Here is a 19,574-nt window from a genome sequence, read left to right as displayed (position 1 = left end):
AATGTGTTTTAACGACACACTTCACTTTTTTGGGGGGATAAATACTGGTGAGCCATGAAGGACTCGAACCTTCGACCCTCTGATTAAAAGTCAGATGCTCTACCAACTGAGCTAATGGCTCGTGCAAATGGCTGGGGTACTAGGATTTGAACCTAGGAATGACGGAGTCAAAGTCCGTTGCCTTACCGCTTGGCTATACCCCAACAGCCAAGAATAAATGGTGGGGAGAGACGGATTCGAACCGCCGAACCCAGAGGGAGCAGATTTACAGTCTGCCGCGTTTAGCCACTTCGCTATCTCCCCAGCTTGTCCTTGTTTTCCCTTACTCATACACCGTAAATACCATGGTTTTGTAAGGTGGTGCCGGCAATAGGACTTGAACCCACAACCCCCTGATTACAAGTCAGGTGCTCTACCAATTGAGCTATACCGGCGTGATTAATATGAATGGTGGCTCGGGACGGAATCGAACCGCCGACACGAGGATTTTCAGTCCTCTGCTCTACCGACTGAGCTACCGAGCCTCAAGCATTTCGTTACTTACCATTGCTTGAGTAAGAATGGCCTTCGCCATTTTAGAAATGGCGGAGCTGACGGGACTCGAACCCGCGACCTCCGGTGTGACAGACCGGCGTGAACTCCAACTTCACCACAGCTCCATGATTGATTATTTCGTTTTAATAGTGGTGGAGGCTGACGGGATCGAACCGCCGACCCTCTGCTTGTAAGGCAGATGCTCTCCCAGCTGAGCTAAGCCTCCAGATCCCCAACTCGTTGTCGGGGTCCCCTCAAAGTACTCGGTGTTGCTTTGAATCATCCGCTTCACTTTGTGGGGAAATTAGGTGACCCGTAGGGGATTCGAACCCCTGTATGACAGCGTGAAAGGCTGCTGTGTTAAACCGCTTCACCAACGGGCCATATGTAAAAATTTCGAGGTGCTCCCGACAGGAATCGAACCTGCGACCTCTTCCTTACCATGGAAACGCTCTACCGACTGAGCTACAGGAGCGTAGATGGCTCCTCGGGACGGACTCGAACCGCCGACCGATCGGTTAACAGCCGATTGCTCTACCAACTGAGCTACCGAGGAATAATTCGATTTCCGGACTGAAGCCGATTGAGATACATGGTGGAGCTGAACGGGATCGAACCGATGACCTCCTGCTTGCAAGGCAGGCGCTCTCCCAACTGAGCTACAGCCCCATGTAAAAACTCTATTGTAAATTGTGTGTATAAATGGTGGGCCTAGGCTGACTCGAACAGCCGACCTCACGCTTATCAGGCGTGCGCTCTAACCAACTGAGCTATAGGCCCGTGTTCCTTCTGGACTTTTAATCTAGCATATATTTTTAATCATTGCAATAGAAAATCTGATTTTTTTCTCTCTGTCTAAAATTTTTTAAAAAAATGCACCGAAAACCTTCTTCGGAAGCACAAGAAAAAGGGCTCAGCGATCCGCAAATGTATAAGAATACACCGCTAGAATAGCTGAGCCCCTTACCATATGACCGGTCAAATCTTTAATTTAGATATCGAGATCACGTACAGTCGCAGCGAATTGTTCGATAAACTCCCTGCGCGGTTCTACTTCATCGCCCATCAACGTCTCAAACACGCTGTCAGACTCCATGATGTCTTCCAGATTTACTTGCAGGAGCGTACGCATTTCAGGATCCATCGTTGTTTCCCACAATTGATCGGCGTTCATCTCTCCCAAGCCTTTATAACGTTGAATATTTGGTTTAGGAGTCGTTTTTAACGTGGCGAGAATTTCATCCCGTTGTTGGTCGGTATAAGCATAATGCAGCTGCTTTCCTTGCTTGATGCTGAAAAGAGGTGGCTGCGCAATATAAATATAGCCAGCTTCAATCAACTGTCTCATGTAGCGATAGAAGAACGTCAGCAAAAGGGTACGGATGTGAGATCCGTCCACGTCGGCATCCGTCATGATAACTACTTTGTGGTAACGCGCTTTGGCAATGTCAAAGTCTTCACCTACACCAGTACCAAGCGCCGTGATGATCGCACGAATCTCGTTATTGGCCAAGATTTTGTCCAGACGAGCCTTCTCTACGTTCAATACTTTTCCGCGCAAAGGCAGGATCGCCTGGAAATGACGATCGCGACCCATTTTCGCAGAACCACCCGCAGAGTCACCCTCTACGATGAACAATTCAGACTCAGACGCGTCCTTGGACGAGCAGTCAGCCAATTTACCCGGCAATGCACTGACTTCCAGAGCACTTTTGCGTCGTGTCATCTCACGTGCTTTACGAGCTGCTTCACGGGCACGAGACGCCATCAGGGCTTTCTCAACGACTTTCTTGGCTACGCCCGGATTCTCCTCCATGAAGGAGTTGAAACGATCACCAAAAACAGATTCGGTAATACTCCGTGCTTCAGAGTTGCCGAGCTTGGTTTTGGTTTGACCCTCGAACTGAGGCTCCTGAATCTTTACGGAAATGATCGCAGTAATCCCTTCGCGCACATCATCGCCGGACAGATTTGGATCCTTTTCCTTCAGGAAGTTAAATTTGCGGCTGTAGTCGTTAATCACACGAGTCAGTGCTGTCTTAAACCCTGTCTCGTGAGTTCCGCCTTCGTGTGTATTAATGTTATTGGCGAAGGAATAAATATTGCTAAGGTAGCTGTCGTTGTACTGCAGGGCAACCTCCACCAGCAATCCTTCTTTTTCGCCTTCGCAATAGATGACATCTTCATGCAGAGCTTCCCTGTTTTTGTTCAGGTATTCCACGAATTGTACGATACCGCCCTCGTAGTGGAAAGATTCTTCCCTCTCCTGACCTGGACGAGCATCTCGGAGCGTGATCCGCAATCCTTTGTTGAGGAAAGCAAGCTCACGAATGCGTTTTTGCAAAATATCGTATTCAAACACGGTCGTTTCGGTAAAGATAGTCGGGTCAGGCTTGAAGGTGACCTTCGTTCCGGTCTCTTCTGTTTCGCCTACCACTGCCAGATCCGCATCGGGTGCTCCCGTCGAAAAACGCATGTGGTACACGTTACCGTTTTGCTTGACTTCTACGTCCATCCATTCGGACAGCGCGTTAACTACCGAACTACCTACACCATGCAAACCGCCAGAGACTTTATATCCGCCACCGCCAAATTTACCGCCAGCATGCAAGACGGTCAATACAGTCTCAACTGTTGATTTTCCGGTCTTTTCATGAATACCGGTAGGAATCCCCCGGCCATTATCGGTTACAGCGATGGAGTTGTCCGGCTGAATGACTACCAAAATATTGTCACAATAACCGGCAAGCGCTTCGTCAATAGCGTTGTCGACAATCTCCCATACCAGGTGATGCAAACCGCGGCTACTGGTAGACCCGATATACATGCCGGGACGTTTCCGAACTGCCTCTAACCCTTCCAGTACCTGAATCTGACTAGCATCGTAGTTTGTATCTTTTGTCGCTTGATCCACTACTCTGTCAACTCCTCCACTTCAGCTTGTGCAAAGGGAACCTGATCCAAGCTGTCCACGAACTGAGCGCGTCGCTTCAGCGTCAGAGAAGAAATAGGTGAACAGTATATGGCGTCCTGGGTGATCACGTAGGACTTCGTTTCTTCCTCGCTATGATCCACAATCGTTTTCCGTTTCTCATGCAAGAAAGCTTTATTGATTTTTGAGGACTTCATCGTCTGATGATCAAGAATGGAAATAACTTCCTTCGTGCTCACCACAGTATCCCCACCAATGTGTATAAACATTCCTGTTTTCCCTACCTTTCCCCCGATATGCTCCCTTCCCTCACGTAGAAACGAGAGGCTTGCTGGAGAACCTGATGCTTTAAGCCTTCCACACCCGTGGTGCTTACAAACGTCTGTACACGATCCTGAATCGTCTCGAGCAATAAGGTTTGCCGATGTTCATCCAGCTCTGACAAGACATCATCCAACAAAAGAACGGGGTACTCGCCCACTTCTTCTTTAATCAGCTCGATTTCAGCCAATTTGATGGACAGCGCGCTGGTGCGTTGCTGCCCCTGCGAACCATACGTTTGCACATCCATGCCGTTCACTTTGAGTGAAAAGTCATCACGATGTGGCCCGATCAGTGTGCTCCCGCGCATGATTTCCCGGTCGCGCACTTCTTCATAGGCAGCCAGGAGTACATCCACTGCCTGCTCTGCCGCCAGCTCTTCTGTAACTGTTGAAGAATTTTCATAATGCAAAGAGAGCGTTTCCCTGCCGTCGGTAATGCCGGTGTGGATTTCCTTCGCCCACGTCTCCAGCTTCCGAATGAACTCAAAACGCTTCCGTAACAATTTTACCGCTAAATCGGCTAATTGGGTATTCCAAATTGACAGCATTTCCAAAGAGTGGCTTTTTTTCATAGCCAAATCTTTTAAAAGCTGATTCCTCTGCTGCAATACCTTGTTGTAATTGCTCAAATAATACAGATAGGTCGGTGACACCTGGCCAATTTCCATGTCGATAAAGCGTCTGCGTTGAGCGGGCGCTCCCTTCACGATGGACAGGTCTTCCGGAGCAAACATCACCACATTCAGAGCCCCTACATAAGCACTGAGTTTCTGTTGCTCCATTCCGTTGATTTTGGCCCGCTTTCCCTTGGCTGTCAACTGCAGCTCCAAACGAACAGATCCGTAGCGACGAAGAACATCACTACGGATGGCTGCATAGTCGGCCTCCCATGCAATCAGCTCCTTATCCCGGGGCGTGCGATGGGATTTGGCCAGGGCAAGTACGTATATAGACTCCAACACGTTGGTTTTCCCTTGCGCATTGTTGCCAATAAACAGTTGGATCGGACCATCAAACGATAAGGAAAGCGACTCGTAATTGCGATAGTTGGTTAGCGAAAGGTTCTTGAGAAACAAGAATCGCGCGCTCCTCTCAGCGGCTGACCACCTGATAGCGGCCAAAGCCTTCAATCGCCACTTCATCGCCTGGATACAGCTTGCGGCCACGCCGATTATCCACTTCACCATTAATGTGAATGGGCACTTCGGCGAGAAATGCTTTGGCCATGCCTCCTGTATCGATGACTTCAGCCAGCTTTAAAAATTGCCCAAGGGCGATATATTCGGTCTTGATGGAAACCTCACGCATGGTAGGGCCCCTTTCTTTTACGTAAAAACATCCTTTTACGAAAAAACGCCTAGTAAGTACGGACTGGCAGAATCAAATGGAGCATCCAGTCGTGGTCAGTCGGACGAATGACGAACGGGCTCATTGGACCAGTGAAGCTTGCTTTGATCTCACTGCTGTCAATGGCACGAAGCGCGTCAATCATGTATTTGGCGTTGAAGGAGATCTTCAGCTCTTCTCCGTTCATCACTTTCGGCATCAAAATGTCTGTTACTTTCCCGATTTCAGGAGCATTAGACGTAATTTCTACACTTCCATCAGGGAGCGTAACCAGCTTTACCACGTTGGATTTGCCTTCGCGAGAGAGCAAGGAAGCGCGCTCGATCGACTGCAAAAACTCTTTGGTACTGACAGTAATCTCCGTTTTGCTGCCTTGAGGAATGATCCGGGTCGTGTCCGGGTACGTACCTTCCAGCAGGCGGGAGTAGAACAGAATATGCTTGGACTTCACCAGGATTTGGTTGTCCGCTACGACGATATCCGCCGGATTTTGTTCGTCATCCAATATCTTTACCAATTCGTTACAGCTTTTACCCGGTACGACTACATTGTGAAACGAAAGATCTTCTCGGCATTCGACCATTGCTGTACGGCTTGCCAAGCGATGGCTATCTGTCGCGACAAAACGCAATTGACCTTTTTCCAAAGACCACATCAATCCAGTCAAAATTGGACGCATTTCCGAAGTGGATACGCCGAAAACGGTTTGACGAATCATGGATTTCAGCAAATCACAAGGAACGCTGAAGACTTTATCCTCTTCCAAATGCGGCAATTGAGGATATTCGCTAGCGTCCATCCCATTGATGGTGAATTCAGCTTGGCCCGAACGAATTTGGGTCACCAAACGATCATCCACTTGAATGTGAATTTCGTTGCTAGGCAGTTTTCGTACGATTTCACTGAAAATACGAGCCGTCAAAACGATGCTGCCTGGCTGATGGACCGTTACTCCCCATTCGCCTGCTTCTTCCAAAGGAATCTGAACCTCGATAGAAATATCGGAATCACTAGCAGTTAGGGTCAGACCTTCGTCATCTGTTTTTATCTTAATTCCCGTCAAAATTGGAATCGTGGTTCGGCTGGAAACTGCTTTACTTACATGTGAAACAGCGTTAGATAGCTTGTCTCGTTGAACGGTGATATGCATCAACGTAGCCTCCCTCTCTCTAGCCATTATTTTTTGGAGCCACGCATAATGGCTTCGCTTTTATCATATCTTATTAGGATATATCTTTTTAACAGAAGTAGTAATAGGGCCTGTGGATTTGTGGATATGTGGACTGAATACGTAAAAGAGAGCCTATACACATGTGGGTAAGTTGTGTATAGGCTTTTTGCGTTATGCACAGATTTAATGATTTGCTTTGAGCTTTTCAATGAGCGATTGAATCGTCGTCTGCATTTGCGGATCATTCGCCAGAGCACGAGAGATTTTCTCATGCGCATGGATGACGGTGGTATGGTCACGTCCACCGAACTCATCACCAATTTTGGGCAACGAGGCATCGGTCAGCTCTCGAGACAGATACATGGCAATTTGGCGTGGAAAAGCTACCGATTTCGTCCGCTTTTTAGCCTTGAAATCTTCTAGTTTGAGACTGTATGCCTCTCCGACTGCTCGCTGAATATCGATGATGGTAATCACGCGAGGGCGAGATGACGGAATGATATCCTTGAGTGCTTCTGCAGCCAGCTGCGTATCAATATCGCGATTAATGAGGGACGAATAAGCTACGACACGGATCAGAGCGCCTTCCAGCTCGCGAATATTGCTGTCGATCTGATTGGCGATATACGCCATGACTTCATTAGGAATATCCAGGTTCTCCGCTTTCGCCTTTTTTCGCAGAATCGCAATCCGCGTCTCGAGATCCGGCGGTTGGATATCCGTAATCAGGCCCCATTCAAAGCGAGAGCGAAGCCGATCCTCCAATGTCGGGATCTCCTTGGGAGGTCGATCAGAGGAAATAATGATCTGCTTGCTTTCTTCGTGCAATGCATTAAATGTATGGAAAAATTCTTCCTGGGTCGATTCTTTGCCAGCCAGAAACTGAATGTCGTCAATCAAAAGAACATCTACGCTCCGGTATTTGTTGCGGAATTCAACCGCCTTGTTGTCCCGGATCGAGTTGATGAATTCATTTGTAAATTTTTCAGACGACAAATAGACCACTTTAGCCGATGGATTGTGCTGGATGACATAATGGCCAATGGCGTGCATCAAGTGAGTCTTTCCAAGTCCAACGCCCCCATAGATAAAGAGGGGATTGTACGCTTTGGCGGGAGCTTCTGCAACTGCTAGAGATGCGGCATGAGCAAAACGGTTTCCCGAGCCAATGACGAACGTGTCGAATGTGTACTTGGGATTCAAAATACTGGGTGGTTGATCATCCGCAGCCATGGGCGGAGCTGGAGCTTTCGCACGTGGAACAGGCTGTTCATCGGCAAAAGCGGCATCCGGATTTTGCAGGACGACGAATTTTACCTTCATATTGATTCCAGTCACTTCATATAGTGTATCGGTAATCAATTGAGAGTACCTGGTTTCGAGCCAATCCCTGGCAAAGTCGTTTGGCGCCACGACAATCAGCGCATCTTCTTCCAAAGTGGTTGCCTTGGTCGCCTTTAGCCAGGTATCAAAACTGGGTTTGCTTAGCGATTTTTCTATCTTGGCTAGGACCTTGCGCCATAGCTCGCTAATCGCTGCATCCAACCAGAATCCCTCCTTTTGGGCAATCCGAAAAATGAAAATACAAGTTAGGAAATGACGTAGAAAATTGCAATTATCCGCGTATGTTTGACCCGGTTGTCAACACGGTCATAGGTAGTCGACTGTGGATAAAAAAAGTCGAAAAAAAGGGATTCCACTCGGAGAAGAGAAAAAAAGCAGACGGTTATCCGCACCCTTGTGAGTAACAACATACACACAGGTGGGAATCTGTCCACAAACTTATCCACATGCTGTGGAAAAACCGATTGACCTATCGGAGTTATTCACGCTTCAAAACAAAAACATAATAACAGATATAAGGCTTGGCATCAATGGTTTTTTCATACTTATCCACAAACACAACCACTGGTGCTGGTCACATATTCACACGTCTATATTTTGTGTACAAGCTGTAGATAATCTTGTCGAATTTTGTTTTTGTGGATAAAACGATATCCACAGGCTAGTATAACCTTTGGGAAATAGTTTTGTGGGGATATTTGCCTTGGTAATGAAATTCCACTGTCACTTGACTTTTTAGGCATATCTTTTTATAATGCGAAAGAATGTCTGTAAAGGCGGAGGTGTATACGTAATGAAACCATCTTTCAATCCTAACAATCGCAAGCGCAAAAAGGATCACGGATTCCGTAAGCGCATGAGCACAAAGAATGGCCGTAAGATCTTGGCTGCTCGTCGTCAAAGAGGAAGAAAAGTTCTTTCCGCTTAGGCCACACTTTTAGTGGCCTTTTTTGTTTACTTTCAAAGTCGGAAAATTCTTTGTTCGTCTAAAAGAGGAAGTCCTGCAATGATGTTGAACCTTTTGGAAGGAAAATGATTACCTAGCTACCGAAAGGATGAGGCATTACGAGAGGGTAGGAGGGCCTTTTTGAAAACAGGACAAGGAATTTACCGGCTTTTTTCATTTAAAGGACGGGTCGAGCATTCTTTTTTTTAGATTTCTTGTATCCTATTTCCCCTTGAGGGAAAAAAGTGAACGAAACAAGGATATACTGGTAGATGCTGTTTGCGTTTTCTACTATAATTGTGATGTTAGGGGTTGTTCACCTTGCATCGTTCACACCGGCTCAAAAAGAATGAGCAGTTTCAAGAAGTGTTTCAACGAGGAAGTTCGGCTGCCAATAAGCAGTTTGTCCTGTATACAGCCAAGCAGGAGGGACGAGCTGCGTTTCGCGCTGGAATTTCCGTAAGTAAAAAGATTGGCAATGCCGTTATTCGTAATAGGGTCAAGCGTCTGATCCGCGAAGCAGTCGCGCGTTTGGAAAATGTGATTCCACTTGGTTTAGATCTGGTCATCATTGCACGGCCAGGTGTGGAGTCCATGTCGCTTGAAGCCATTGAGCAGTCACTTTTGCACGTCATGAAGAGGGCGAAAGTGATCAAACAGGCACCCGTACATAATGGAAAAAGAGGGTGAAGCGATGATTGCGAAAATCATGATGGGGCTTATTCGTGGGTATCAGCTGTTCATTTCCCCACTAAAACCGCCTTCATGCAGGTTCGCGCCTACATGCTCTCACTACGCGATCGAATCTATTCGAAGATTTGGGGCGTGGAAGGGAGGGTGGCTGGCTCTTCGTCGCATCCTTAAATGCCATCCGTTCCACCCGGGCGGATTTGATCCGGTCCCGGATCAACGCAAATAATCAATAACCTCATTGAAGCGGGGAAAAGGAGGATCATCCCTTGAGCAGACGTACCCTCAGCATGCTTATGCTGACTTTGCTGGTTCTCATTTTGTCGGGCTGTAACCCTCAGACAGCTGCACCAATCGGCCCTGACGCAACCGGCATTTGGGACAAGTATTTGGTTTATCCCTTGTCCTGGTTGATTAAAGAGAGTGCTTTGATACTCGGTAACAACTATGGTCTGGGTATTCTGGTAGCCACGATCATTATTCGTCTGATTGTGCTTCCTTTGATGGTCAAGCAGATCAAGAGCTCCAAGAAAATGCAGGAACTTCAACCGGAAATGCAAAAAATCCGCGAGAAGCACAAGAATGATCCGCAAAAAGCTCAGCAAGAGACCATGGCCATCTTCCAAAAGAATGGGGTCAATCCTCTGGCTGGATGCTTGCCAATGCTGGTACAAATGCCGATTCTGATCGCATTCTACCACGCTATCATCCGGACGTCGGAAATCAAGTCTCAGACTTTCTTGTGGCTGACTCTGGGCGATAAAGACCCATACTATATCTTGCCGGTTGTGGCAGCTGCTACGACCTATCTGCAGTCCAAAATGATGGGCCAGGCGACTCAAGGAAATCCGCAGATGAAAATGATGCTGGTCATGATGCCTCTGATGATCTTGGCTATCGCTGTGTCGTTGCCATCGGCGCTCTCGCTGTACTGGGTGTACGGTAACCTGTTCACTATCGTCCAAACCTATTTCCTGTACCGCGATAAAGGCAATAAGCTTACTCCTAAGGAGGGAGCCTCCAAGTGAAAAAGGTGGTAGCTACGGCAAAAACGATAGACGATGCTGTGCAGAAGGCTTTACTGGAGTTGGGTGTGCCTCGTGAAAAGGCTAGTGTCCGCGTTTTGGAGGAGCCGAGCAGAGGACTGTTTGGGCTAATTGGAACCAAGGACGCCAAAGTGGAAGTAGAGTTTCATTTTGACCCAGTTGCACAGGGACGTGATTTTCTTCAAGACGTTTTATCCAACATGAAGGTAGATGCCAAGGTGGAGCAACGTTCAAATGAAGAAGGCGTGCTGTTTGACATCCAGGGGACAAATCTGGGAATCATTATTGGCCGTAGGGGACAAACTCTTGATTCACTGCAGTATCTCGTAAACGTCGTAGCAAACCGTCATGCGGACAAGCACGTACGCATCACGTTGGACGCTGAAAACTACCGGCTGCGCCGCAAGGAAACATTGGAGCAGCTGGCGGATCGGGTCGCAAAAAAAGCTCTTTCGACCAAGCGAGATGTACGCTTGGAGCCTATGTCGGCGGCAGAGCGAAAAGTCATTCATGCCTTTTTGCAAAAACGTTCCGATGTGGTTACGTTTAGCGAGGGCGACGAACCGAATCGTTATATCGTTATCGCACCAAAGGAAGCCTCTAAGTAGGCTTCCTTTTTTTGGCGTTTCGGCGTAGTTAGGGACGCACTATTTTTTATGGATAGACCTTTGTATGTTATCCACTGTGGATAACCCTTGGCAGGGTTGGGGTTCGAGGAAAAAGATCATACTGTGGATAAGAAATGCGGCGAGCAACCTTGAAGCGCAGGGTTGCTTTTTCCTATTGGATAGGGAGGTCGCCCATGGACTGCACTTTCTTTTGGTATTTTTCGAGGCGATCTGTTAAGCTAGTATGTTAGTAGCTGACTTGTTTTGATTGGAAAGCTTGAGGTGAGCATCATGAAATTCGATACGATAGCGGCGGTCGCGACACCGATGGGTGAGGGCGGTATTGCCGTGATCCGGGTGAGTGGCCCGGAAGCGATCGAAGTTGTGGATAAGATATACAAAGGAAAGAACGAGTTGTCCACTGTGGACACTCATACGATTCATTACGGACATTTGCATGATCCACAGACAGGTGGCCTCGTTGAAGAGGTGCTGGTTTCGGTCATGAGGGAACCACGTACGTTTACGCGGGAGGATGTCGTGGAGGTCAATTGCCACGGAGGAATCGTTTCTGTCGAGCGTGTGCTGGAGCTAATATTGGAGAACGGCGCCAGATTGGCAGAGCCAGGTGAGTTTACCAAACGGGCGTTTCTCAATGGACGAGTGGATTTGTCTCAGGCAGAGGCCGTCATCGATTTGATCCGGGCGAAAACCGACCGAGCGATGAAGGTGGCATTGAATCAGGTAGAGGGGAAGCTTTCCCGGCTGATTCGGCAGCTGCGTCAAAATCTGATCGAAGCGATGGCACATATAGAGGTGACGCTGGACTATCCTGAGCACGACGTCGAGGAATTTACTCAAAATTTCTTGCGTGGGAAGTGTGAAGAGGTCAAGGTGGAAATCAAGCGGCTGTTGCAAACGGCTAAGCAAGGGAAGATCCTACGTGAAGGATTGTCGACTGCGATTATTGGGCGGCCGAATGTAGGGAAATCCTCTTTGCTGAATAGCTTGGTACAAGAGGAAAAGGCGATTGTGACGGATGTTGCAGGGACAACGCGTGATGTGATTGAAGAGTATGTCAATGTGCGCGGTGTTCCTTTGCGTCTGATTGATACAGCGGGGATTCGCGATACCGAAGATATTGTAGAAAAAATTGGCGTGGAGAAATCTAGGCAGTTGTTGCAAAAAGCTGACCTCGTGCTGCTCGTGCTCAATTATAATGAACCTCTGAGCCCGGATGATTACGCAATCTTTGAGGCAGCAATAGGTTTTTCCGTCATCGTGATCGTCAATAAGTTTGACTTGCCGCAAAAGATTGATTTGGAAGAGATCAAACGTCATTTCCCGCAGCAGCCGCTCATTATGACTTCGGCTAGGGAAGAGACCGGCATAGAGCTGTTGGAGCAAGCGATCAGCGAGATTTTCTTCAGCGGACGCGTTCAGCAGGATGATCTGACTTATGTGAGCAATGCGCGCCATATCCATCTGCTGAGACAGGCTGAGCTGGCCATGGACGAAGCTCTGGGTGGCATTGATGGGCAGATGCCAGTCGATATGATCCAGATCGATATCAAGAAAGCGTGGGAACTGTTAGGAGAAGTCATCGGGGAAAGTGTCGGTGAGGATTTGATCGACCAGATCTTCTCCCAGTTTTGTCTAGGCAAGTAAAAGTACGAATGAGGAGGAGGAAAACAAAGTGAACGCTGTACCTATGTATGAAGCTGGCTCGTTTGACGTCATCGTGATTGGGGCTGGGCATGCGGGGTGTGAAGCGGCATTGGCAGCTGCCCGGATGGGATGCAGTACTTTGCTGTTAACCATTAATTTGGATGCTGTAGCTTTTATGCCATGTAACCCATCTGTCGGTGGCCCTGCCAAAGGGCACGTCGTGCGTGAAATTGACGCACTGGGCGGAGAAATGGGTCGAAATACAGATAAAACGCATATTCAAATGCGCATGCTGAATACAGGAAAAGGACCTGCTGTACATGCGCTGCGCGCGCAAGCGGATAAATTTGCTTACCAGCATGAAATGAAACGCACGATCGAAAATACGCCGAATCTGTTGCTGCGTCAGGCGATGGTAGAAGAGCTGATCGTCAACGATGGAGTCTGTGAAGGAGTTCTGACCCAGACAGGCGCTCGTTACAAAGCAAAGTCTGTCGTACTGACGACTGGTACGTACCTGCGCGGAAAGATCATTTTGGGTGACTTGCAGTATGAAAGCGGCCCGAACAACATGCGTCCTTCTATCCGTCTCGCGCACCACTTAAAAGAGCTCGGATTTGAAATGACTCGTTTTAAAACAGGTACACCACCACGCGTTCATAAAAATAGTATCGATTTTTCCAAAATGGAGATCCAGCCGGGAGACGAGGAACCACGTGCGTTTTCCTATGAAACAACGGAGTTTATCACCGACCAGCTGCCTTGCTGGCTGACCTATACAAACGAAGAAACGCATGAGCTGATCAATGGCAATTTGCACCGTGCACCGATGTACTCGGGGATGATCGAAGGGACAGGACCACGTTACTGCCCGTCTATTGAGGATAAAGTCGTCCGTTTCAACGATAAGCCGCGTCATCAGATCTTCCTGGAGCCAGAAGGACGCCATACCGAAGAAATGTACGTGCAAGGTTTGTCCACTAGCTTGCCAGAAGACGTGCAGCTCTCTATGCTTCGCTCGATGTCGGGCATGGAAGAGGTCAAAATGATGCGACCTGGCTATGCGATTGAGTATGACGCAGTCGTGCCTACGCAGCTGTGGCCTTCTTTGGAAACCAAAGTTCTGCCAGGTCTCTTTACTGCAGGGCAAATTAACGGAACATCCGGATATGAGGAAGCGGCTGGCCAAGGATTGATGGCTGGAATTAACGCAGCTCGTCGTGTCCAAGACAAACCGCCTGTTGTTTTGGGCCGTGAAGAAGCCTACATCGGCGTGCTGATTGATGATTTGGTCACGAAAGGAACACATGAGCCTTACCGTTTGCTTACTTCTCGGGCCGAATATCGACTACTTTTGCGTCATGATAATGCGGATCTGCGTTTGACGGATATCGGGTATGACATTGGTTTGATCAGCGAAGATCGTCATGATCGTTTTCATGCGAAACGTCAATTGATTGAACAAGAGAAAGAGCGGGTCAACAATACGCGTGTACGTCCGGATATGGAGCACGTCCAAGAGGTATTGCGTGCTGCTGGTTCTCCTGAATTGACTGAGGTGATCGAGCTGGCGCAGCTGCTGCGTCGTCCGGAATTGAACTACAGTCATATCATTCAAATGATGCCTCCTGCAGAGCCATTGCCAGCAGACGTAGCCGAACAGGTAGAGATTCAGATCAAGTACGATGGCTACATCCGAAAATCGCTCCAGCAAGTAGAGCGGATGAAAAAGATGGAGGAACGCCGAATTCCGGAAAACCTGGACTACCATCAAATTTCGGGGATGTCCAAAGAAGCGCGTGAAAACATGTCCCGAATTCGTCCATTGAATATCGGTCAGGGTGCGCGTATCGCTGGGGTTACTCCTGCTGATATTTCCGTATTGATGGTATATTTGGAGCAGTATAATCGCGTAGGAGCGGCAGAGTAAGGAGAATAGCAGATGACGAAAGAGCAATTTGCTGAGGCGTTGGGTGCCAAAGGCATTGTGTTGACAGAGCGTCAGATGGAACAATTCGATCAGTTTTTTCATTTGCTGGTCGAATGGAACGAAAAAATGAATCTGACGGGAATTACCGAAGAGGGCCAGGTGTATAACAAGCATTTTTACGATTCTATTACACCTGCTTTCTTTTTCCCTTTTGACAAGGTAGAATCCGTAGTCGATATCGGAGGAGGAGCGGGCTTTCCCAGCATCCCTCTGAAAATCTGCTTTCCGCATCTGAAGATGACCATTATTGATTCGCTGAACAAACGAATGAATTTTTTACAGCACGTAGCGAGTGAATTGGGACTGGAAAATCTCAATCCTGTACATGGTCGTGCGGAAGAACGCGGTCAGGAACCGGTTCATCGGGAAAAATATCAGCTGGTCGTCGCTCGTGCGGTGGCGAGAATGAATTTGCTGTCCGAGTTTTGTCTGCCATTTGCCAAAGTCGGTGGGCACTTCATCGCTCTAAAAGGCGCTGAAATGACTCTTGAGCTGGGCGAGGCGAAAAAGGCGATCAAAACATTGGGTGGCAAGACGCGAAAAGTGGAAACCTTCCACCTGATGGAGGAAGCAGGAGAGCGCAACATCGTGATCGTGGAAAAAGTGGAAGCGACACCGAAAAGCTATCCGCGAAAAGCTGGGATACCGGCCAAGAAACCACTGATCTAGTGGGGAATAGCTGTTAGGTGTATGGGAAGGTCGTGGCACAAAAGCTGCGACCTTTTTTGTATGGTTGGTAAAGGGCATGTCTATCCTCCTCACGGCATATACATACAAGTAACTTTTTCTTAAGATTGACGCCTTGTGAGAGGATGAAACATACATGCAGACTGCGCTAGCCATCTTTTTTCCACCAGAGCTCCCTACGATCTTATTGCGATTGTTTCTGGCGTTTCTGGCAGGTGCCATCATGGGTTGGGAGAGGGAGCGTTTTATTAAAGATGTCTACCGCGGTAGAGGGGCTGGGTTTCGTACGTACAGCCTCGTTTGTTTTGGATCCTGTTTGTTTGGACTTGCCTCCATATACGGGTTCTCTTCCAGTGGTGTAAACAATGATCCAGGACGTGTCGCGGCTCAAGTTGTAACAGGGATGGGTTTTTTGGGAGCAGGGGCGATTATCAAGTTTAACGGCTCGGTAAAAGGATTAACGACTGCGGCCGGGATGTGGGTCGCTTCGGCAATTGGTCTGATGTTTAGTGCAGGGATGTATGTAACAGCTATTATTGCGGCTTTTTTTGCCTATTTGACGCTAGACTTCCATCGCTTATTTCCGAGATTGTTTCGTGCCACCAAAATTTCACATTTATCTGATGAGCGTTTAGAGGAAGAAGATTCGCAGAAAGGACGCGGTAGGCCCGTCTGCTACGATGACGACCACGACTGATGTTTCACGTGAAACGTTTTTTATTAGCAGGAATTGGGCGAATCTTGCAGAATTACAATTAGAAAAGAATCGTAAATAAAAGTACGAGCAGAACGTGTGTAGGCCAAAAGGATTTTTACTATCGCTGAGAAAGGGCTTGGAGCGTCTTTTTCTATAGGACACAAGCACCTTTTCGTTCAGCTAAGGGTGAGTAAGCTTCTCTCAACAAGTTACAAGGTCATACGAACGCTTTTTCCACGCTTGGAAAAGGAAGGAAGCAGTATAGGCCCCATTATTTTTTCAAAGCACGAATCTAGCGCTATTCATCTTTCTTTCGGAGAAGCTAGCGATATTTCGTGTCTTTTGAGTGGAAAACGAGAGGGCACGTCCCAGGTAAGCTGAAACGACCGCACCTAATGAAAAGGATAAGCAGCTCATGTTGTCACAGTTGTGTTTATGGGTGCCTGTTCTGTTATCCGCAGCAATTGGCAAGAGGTTTGGTATGTGTATGAAAACGATCAAGAATACGCCCAAGTTTTCCGAAAAATTTAATAGTGTTTGAAATAGCAAGGATGGAACGGGTAGAAGTGGGGGATTTTCTATGGCAGTGAAGGATTCATTTTCTCGCATATTCGGGTTGACCGACAAAACAGACAACGAAGAAATCAGACAAATACCGGTAGAGGAGATCGTGCCAAATCCATACCAACCTCGCACGGTGTTTGATGACGAGAAAATTGAAGAGTTGTGTCAAACCATTCGGACTCATGGATTGATTCAGCCGATCGTAGTTCGCGTTAGAGACGGTCATTATGAATTGATTGCAGGAGAACGTCGTTTGCGTGCAACGAAAAAATTGGGCATGGAGCGGATACCTGCGATTGTTAAAGAGTTTAACGATGCGCAGACCGCCTCGATCGCGTTGATTGAGAACTTGCAACGAGAAGGATTGACGGCAATTGAAGAGGCTGTGGCTTATCAAAAGCTGATTGATCTGCACAATTTGACGCAGGAGAGTCTGGCACAGCGCCTTGGCAAAGGACAGTCCACGATTGCTAACAAGCTGCGATTGCTTCATCTGCCTCAGGAAATCCAGGATGCGCTGCTGGCCCGACTGGTGACCGAGCGTCATGCTCGTGCGTTGATTCCATTGAAACAAAAGGAACTGCAGGTAAAAGTCCTGCAAGAGATTCTCGAGCGGGAATGGAACGTGAAGCAGACAGAAGTAAGAGTAAAGCAGCTTCTGGAGGCAGAAGAGAATCCAAAACAGGAAAAGGAACCGAAGCCGAGATGGAAGGCTTTTTCTCGGGATGCAAGGATTGCGATTAATACGGTTCGCCAATCCATCGATATGGTCATGCAGACAGGACTGCCTGTTGAAACAAATGAAGAAGACCATGACGAGTTTTACCAATTTACGATCCGAATTCCAAAAAATAAGGATACAAACAAGTAAATTCTAATCGAATATGTATCGGTTCAAGTTCCCGAAGAGGGAAGAGAACGGTGGCGATCGGGCCGCCGTTCTTTTTGGTCAAATTCTGTTTTCTTTCAAAGACTGCTAGGGTAAGTAGTGGAGAAAAACAGATCAAAAAGGTTCCCTTTTGAGTAAAAGGAAAGAACAGCCCTGATCGAGGTGCTTTTGCACGTTCGCCGGCTCTTTTTCGAGGTATTTCAGTGGAAGTTTGGAAGCGAAAAACCGCGTATTGCAAGTGAATCATACCAAAAAACAGGAACTCCCACATTTGTTTGAACAAAAATACAGACAAATTGACCCAATATGAAAAAAACAGCGTACGGCAAGGTGCCAAATCTGGTAACATGGTTATACCAAAAGGAATTGTCGTGTATCTAATTTTATTGAAGTTCTCTCAAGCAGAGGACAAGCCCGAGTGATGTTAGATGGCTCGGCTATGCGTTTCCGGAAAGTTTTGTAAGCGAATCACCAGATTTTTGTGGCGATCTCACACTTTCCTACACGAAAAAAATGAGGTGGAGAAGTTGGGTAAAATCATTGCGGTTGCGAACCAGAAAGGCGGCGTCGGGAAAACAACTACGTCCGTCAATCTAAGCGCTTGTCTGGCCGCATTGGGGAAAAAGGTGCTACTGGTGGACATTGACCCACAGGGGAACGCGACCAGCGGGATCGGAGTCAACAAGGCCGATGTGCGATACTGTATCTATGATGTATTGATCAACGACATAAGCCCGGTCGATGCCACTTTGCCAACGGACATTGAAGGATTGATGATTATTCCGGCCACCATTCAATTGGCAGGAGCGGAAATTGAGCTAGTCCCAACGATCTCTCGTGAAGTTCGTTTGAAAAAAGCTCTGGAAGTAGTAAAAGACAAATATGACTACGTGATCATTGATTGCCCGCCATCTTTGGGCATTTTGACAGTGAATTCTTTGACTGCGGCTGATTCGGTACTCATTCCCATTCAGTGTGAGTATTACGCTTTGGAAGGGTTAAGCCAGCTTCTGAATACGATTCGTCTCGTACAAAAGCACCTCAATTCACAGCTTGCCATTGAAGGTGTCGTCTTAACGATGCTGGATGCTCGAACCAATCTGGGTATTCAAGTCATAGAAGAAGTGAAAAAGTACTTTCAAGAAAAAGTGTACAAAACGATTATTCCCCGAAATGTCCGCTTAAGTGAAGCTCCTTCACACGGACAAGCCATCATTACGTACGATCCACGCTCCAGGGGGGCGGAAGTCTATACCGATTTGGCGAAGGAAGTGGTAGGGGTATGAGTAGAGGTTTGGGAAAAGGGCTGAATGCACTTATAACGTCCAATCTCATTGAGGAAGGGGAACAGGTCAAAGAGGTTTCCGTCAGTGAGATTCGTCCCAATCCATATCAGCCCCGTAAAGAATTCGAACAATCGGCTATTGACGAATTGGCACAATCGATCAAAGAGCATGGCATTATACAGCCGTTGATCGTTCGGAAAAGTATAAAGGGTTATGAATTGGTTGCGGGTGAGAGAAGACTTCGTGCTGCCAAGCTGTGTGGATTGAAACAGGTGCCTGTCGTAGTGAAAGCCTATACAGACCAGCAGCTGATGGAGATTGCATTGATAGAAAACCTCCAACGGGAAAACCTAAATCCGTTGGAAGAGGCGGAAGCATACGAAAAGCTGATTGCTCATCACGAGTACACGCAAGAACAGCTGGCACAGCGGGTTGGAAAAAGCAGACCACACGTCGCTAACATGATGCGACTGCTGCAATTACCGGAAAAAATTCGCAAAATGGTATCAACAGCAGTGCTTTCAATGGGACATGCCCGTGCACTATTGACGGTAAATAAGGAGCAGGTTCAGCTCCAGATGGCGAAAGACGTTGTCGAAAAAGGATTGAGTGTTCGTCAATTAGAAGAGCTAGTGAAACAATTGAATGTTTCACGTGAAACAAAAAAGAAAAAACCAGCGAAACATGAGCCTGTTTTGGTGGAAATAGAAGAACGCTTGCGGAGCAGATTTGGTACCTCAGTCAAGATCAAGAAGGGGACCAAGCGAGGGAAGATCGAAATTGATTTCTACTCGCAGGAAGATCTGCAACGAATTATTGATCTATTACAAGCGGAAAAGTGAGCGTAGGAGG

At 47.5% G+C, this 19,574-nt stretch carries 18 protein-coding genes and 12 tRNA genes; 12 read left to right on the top strand and 18 right to left on the bottom strand.

From position 1 onward, the window contains the following. Nucleotides 1-45: 45 nt before the first annotated feature. The 18 genes from AN963_RS18700 to dnaA all read right to left on the bottom strand — a co-directional run bounded on the left by AN963_RS18700 (nt 46) and on the right by dnaA (nt 7,852). Nucleotides 46-121, bottom strand: a tRNA-Lys gene (locus AN963_RS18700). A 7-nt stretch (nt 122-128) separates the two neighbouring features. Beyond that, a tRNA-Gln gene (locus AN963_RS18695) sits at nt 129-203 on the bottom strand. Nucleotides 204-218: 15 nt separating this feature from the next. Beyond that, nucleotides 219-303, bottom strand: a tRNA-Tyr gene (locus AN963_RS18690). 55 nt (nt 304-358) lie between these two features. Beyond that, a tRNA-Thr gene (locus tag AN963_RS18685) sits at nt 359-434 on the bottom strand. Nucleotides 435-448: 14 nt separating this feature from the next. After that, nucleotides 449-524, bottom strand: a tRNA-Phe gene (locus tag AN963_RS18680). A 58-nt stretch (nt 525-582) separates the two neighbouring features. Continuing rightward, nucleotides 583-659 (bottom strand) — tRNA-Asp (locus AN963_RS18675). A gap of 25 nt (nt 660-684) precedes the next feature. Then, nucleotides 685-760 (bottom strand) — tRNA-Val (locus AN963_RS18670). Nucleotides 761-843: 83 nt separating this feature from the next. Next, nucleotides 844-917 (bottom strand) — tRNA-Glu (locus AN963_RS18665). Nucleotides 918-936: 19 nt separating this feature from the next. After that, nucleotides 937-1,009: transfer RNA gene (locus AN963_RS18660), tRNA-Thr, on the bottom strand. 5 nt (nt 1,010-1,014) lie between these two features. Then, nucleotides 1,015-1,090, bottom strand: a tRNA-Asn gene (locus tag AN963_RS18655). Between the two features lie 37 nt (nt 1,091-1,127). Continuing rightward, a tRNA-Ala gene (locus AN963_RS18650) sits at nt 1,128-1,203 on the bottom strand. A gap of 34 nt (nt 1,204-1,237) precedes the next feature. Then, a tRNA-Ile gene (locus tag AN963_RS18645) sits at nt 1,238-1,314 on the bottom strand. Between the two features lie 211 nt (nt 1,315-1,525). Continuing rightward, nucleotides 1,526-3,448, bottom strand: a complete 1,923-nt coding sequence (gyrB, locus tag AN963_RS18640) for a DNA topoisomerase (ATP-hydrolyzing) subunit B (RefSeq protein ID WP_055746014.1) — start codon at nt 3,446-3,448, stop codon at nt 1,526-1,528. Beyond that, nucleotides 3,448-3,735 (bottom strand): extracellular matrix regulator RemB, encoded by a 288-nt coding sequence (gene remB, locus AN963_RS18635; RefSeq protein WP_055746013.1) that lies wholly within the window; start codon nt 3,733-3,735, stop codon nt 3,448-3,450. Before remB ends, gyrB begins: the two co-directional genes overlap by 1 nt. Nucleotides 3,736-3,746: 11 nt before the next feature. Next, on the bottom strand, nt 3,747-4,865 hold the full coding sequence (recF, locus tag AN963_RS18630) for a DNA replication/repair protein RecF (protein WP_055746012.1): 1,119 nt from the start codon (nt 4,863-4,865) through the stop codon (nt 3,747-3,749). A gap of 16 nt (nt 4,866-4,881) precedes the next feature. After that, nucleotides 4,882-5,097 carry a S4 domain-containing protein YaaA gene (gene yaaA, locus AN963_RS18625; RefSeq protein WP_055746011.1) on the bottom strand — a complete coding sequence of 72 codons (216 nt, stop codon included), beginning with the start codon at nt 5,095-5,097 and terminating at the stop codon, nt 4,882-4,884. A gap of 49 nt (nt 5,098-5,146) precedes the next feature. Beyond that, complete coding sequence (gene dnaN, locus AN963_RS18620) at nt 5,147-6,286, bottom strand: DNA polymerase III subunit beta (RefSeq protein ID WP_055746010.1); 1,140 nt, start codon at nt 6,284-6,286, stop codon at nt 5,147-5,149. A gap of 204 nt (nt 6,287-6,490) precedes the next feature. Then, nucleotides 6,491-7,852, bottom strand: a complete 1,362-nt coding sequence (gene dnaA, locus AN963_RS18615) for a chromosomal replication initiator protein DnaA (RefSeq protein ID WP_055746009.1) — start codon at nt 7,850-7,852, stop codon at nt 6,491-6,493. 592 nt (nt 7,853-8,444) lie between these two features. Here dnaA and rpmH point away from each other — a divergent pair. From rpmH to AN963_RS18555, 12 genes are all read left to right on the top strand, one after another. After that, a complete protein-coding gene (gene rpmH, locus AN963_RS18610; RefSeq protein ID WP_007720125.1) occupies nt 8,445-8,579 on the top strand; it encodes a 50S ribosomal protein L34 in 135 nt (44 codons plus the stop codon). 339 nt (nt 8,580-8,918) lie between these two features. Further along, a complete protein-coding gene (rnpA, locus tag AN963_RS18605; protein WP_055746008.1) occupies nt 8,919-9,287 on the top strand; it encodes a ribonuclease P protein component in 369 nt (122 codons plus the stop codon). Between the two features lie 4 nt (nt 9,288-9,291). Continuing rightward, complete coding sequence (gene yidD / locus AN963_RS18600) at nt 9,292-9,516, top strand: membrane protein insertion efficiency factor YidD (protein ID WP_055746367.1); 225 nt, start codon at nt 9,292-9,294, stop codon at nt 9,514-9,516. Between the two features lie 40 nt (nt 9,517-9,556). Continuing rightward, the gene (gene yidC, locus AN963_RS18595; protein ID WP_055746007.1) at nt 9,557-10,315 is read left to right on the top strand and encodes a membrane protein insertase YidC; all 759 of its coding nucleotides are present in this window, start codon (nt 9,557-9,559) and stop codon (nt 10,313-10,315) included. Beyond that, nucleotides 10,312-10,941: an RNA-binding cell elongation regulator Jag/EloR gene (gene jag, locus AN963_RS18590; RefSeq protein ID WP_055746006.1), complete on the top strand. Its 630-nt coding sequence runs from the start codon at nt 10,312-10,314 to the stop codon at nt 10,939-10,941. Before yidC ends, jag begins: the two co-directional genes overlap by 4 nt. A gap of 291 nt (nt 10,942-11,232) precedes the next feature. Continuing rightward, the gene (gene mnmE / locus AN963_RS18585) at nt 11,233-12,609 is read left to right on the top strand and encodes a tRNA uridine-5-carboxymethylaminomethyl(34) synthesis GTPase MnmE (RefSeq protein ID WP_055746005.1); all 1,377 of its coding nucleotides are present in this window, start codon (nt 11,233-11,235) and stop codon (nt 12,607-12,609) included. 28 nt (nt 12,610-12,637) lie between these two features. Then, a complete protein-coding gene (gene mnmG, locus AN963_RS18580) occupies nt 12,638-14,539 on the top strand; it encodes a tRNA uridine-5-carboxymethylaminomethyl(34) synthesis enzyme MnmG (protein WP_055746004.1) in 1,902 nt (633 codons plus the stop codon). 12 nt (nt 14,540-14,551) lie between these two features. Continuing rightward, nucleotides 14,552-15,268 (top strand): 16S rRNA (guanine(527)-N(7))-methyltransferase RsmG, encoded by a 717-nt coding sequence (gene rsmG / locus AN963_RS18575; RefSeq protein WP_055746003.1) that lies wholly within the window; start codon nt 14,552-14,554, stop codon nt 15,266-15,268. 154 nt (nt 15,269-15,422) lie between these two features. Continuing rightward, nucleotides 15,423-15,983 carry an MgtC/SapB family protein gene (locus AN963_RS18570; protein ID WP_055746002.1) on the top strand — a complete coding sequence of 187 codons (561 nt, stop codon included), beginning with the start codon at nt 15,423-15,425 and terminating at the stop codon, nt 15,981-15,983. 580 nt (nt 15,984-16,563) lie between these two features. Continuing rightward, nucleotides 16,564-17,418, top strand: coding sequence for a nucleoid occlusion protein (gene noc, locus AN963_RS18565; RefSeq protein WP_055746001.1), 855 nt, complete (start codon nt 16,564-16,566; stop codon nt 17,416-17,418). 545 nt (nt 17,419-17,963) lie between these two features. Next, the gene (locus AN963_RS18560; RefSeq protein WP_049740466.1) at nt 17,964-18,722 is read left to right on the top strand and encodes a ParA family protein; all 759 of its coding nucleotides are present in this window, start codon (nt 17,964-17,966) and stop codon (nt 18,720-18,722) included. Beyond that, nucleotides 18,719-19,564: a ParB/RepB/Spo0J family partition protein gene (locus AN963_RS18555; RefSeq protein ID WP_055746000.1), complete on the top strand. Its 846-nt coding sequence runs from the start codon at nt 18,719-18,721 to the stop codon at nt 19,562-19,564. The genes AN963_RS18560 and AN963_RS18555 overlap by 4 nt, the downstream gene beginning before the upstream one ends. Nucleotides 19,565-19,574 lie beyond the last annotated feature (10 nt).

Origin of the sequence: Brevibacillus choshinensis, assembly GCF_001420695.1 — a bacterium.
Classification (GTDB): Bacteria; Bacillota; Bacilli; order Brevibacillales; family Brevibacillaceae; genus Brevibacillus; species Brevibacillus choshinensis.
This window is presented reverse-complemented; position numbering and strand designations above follow the sequence as displayed.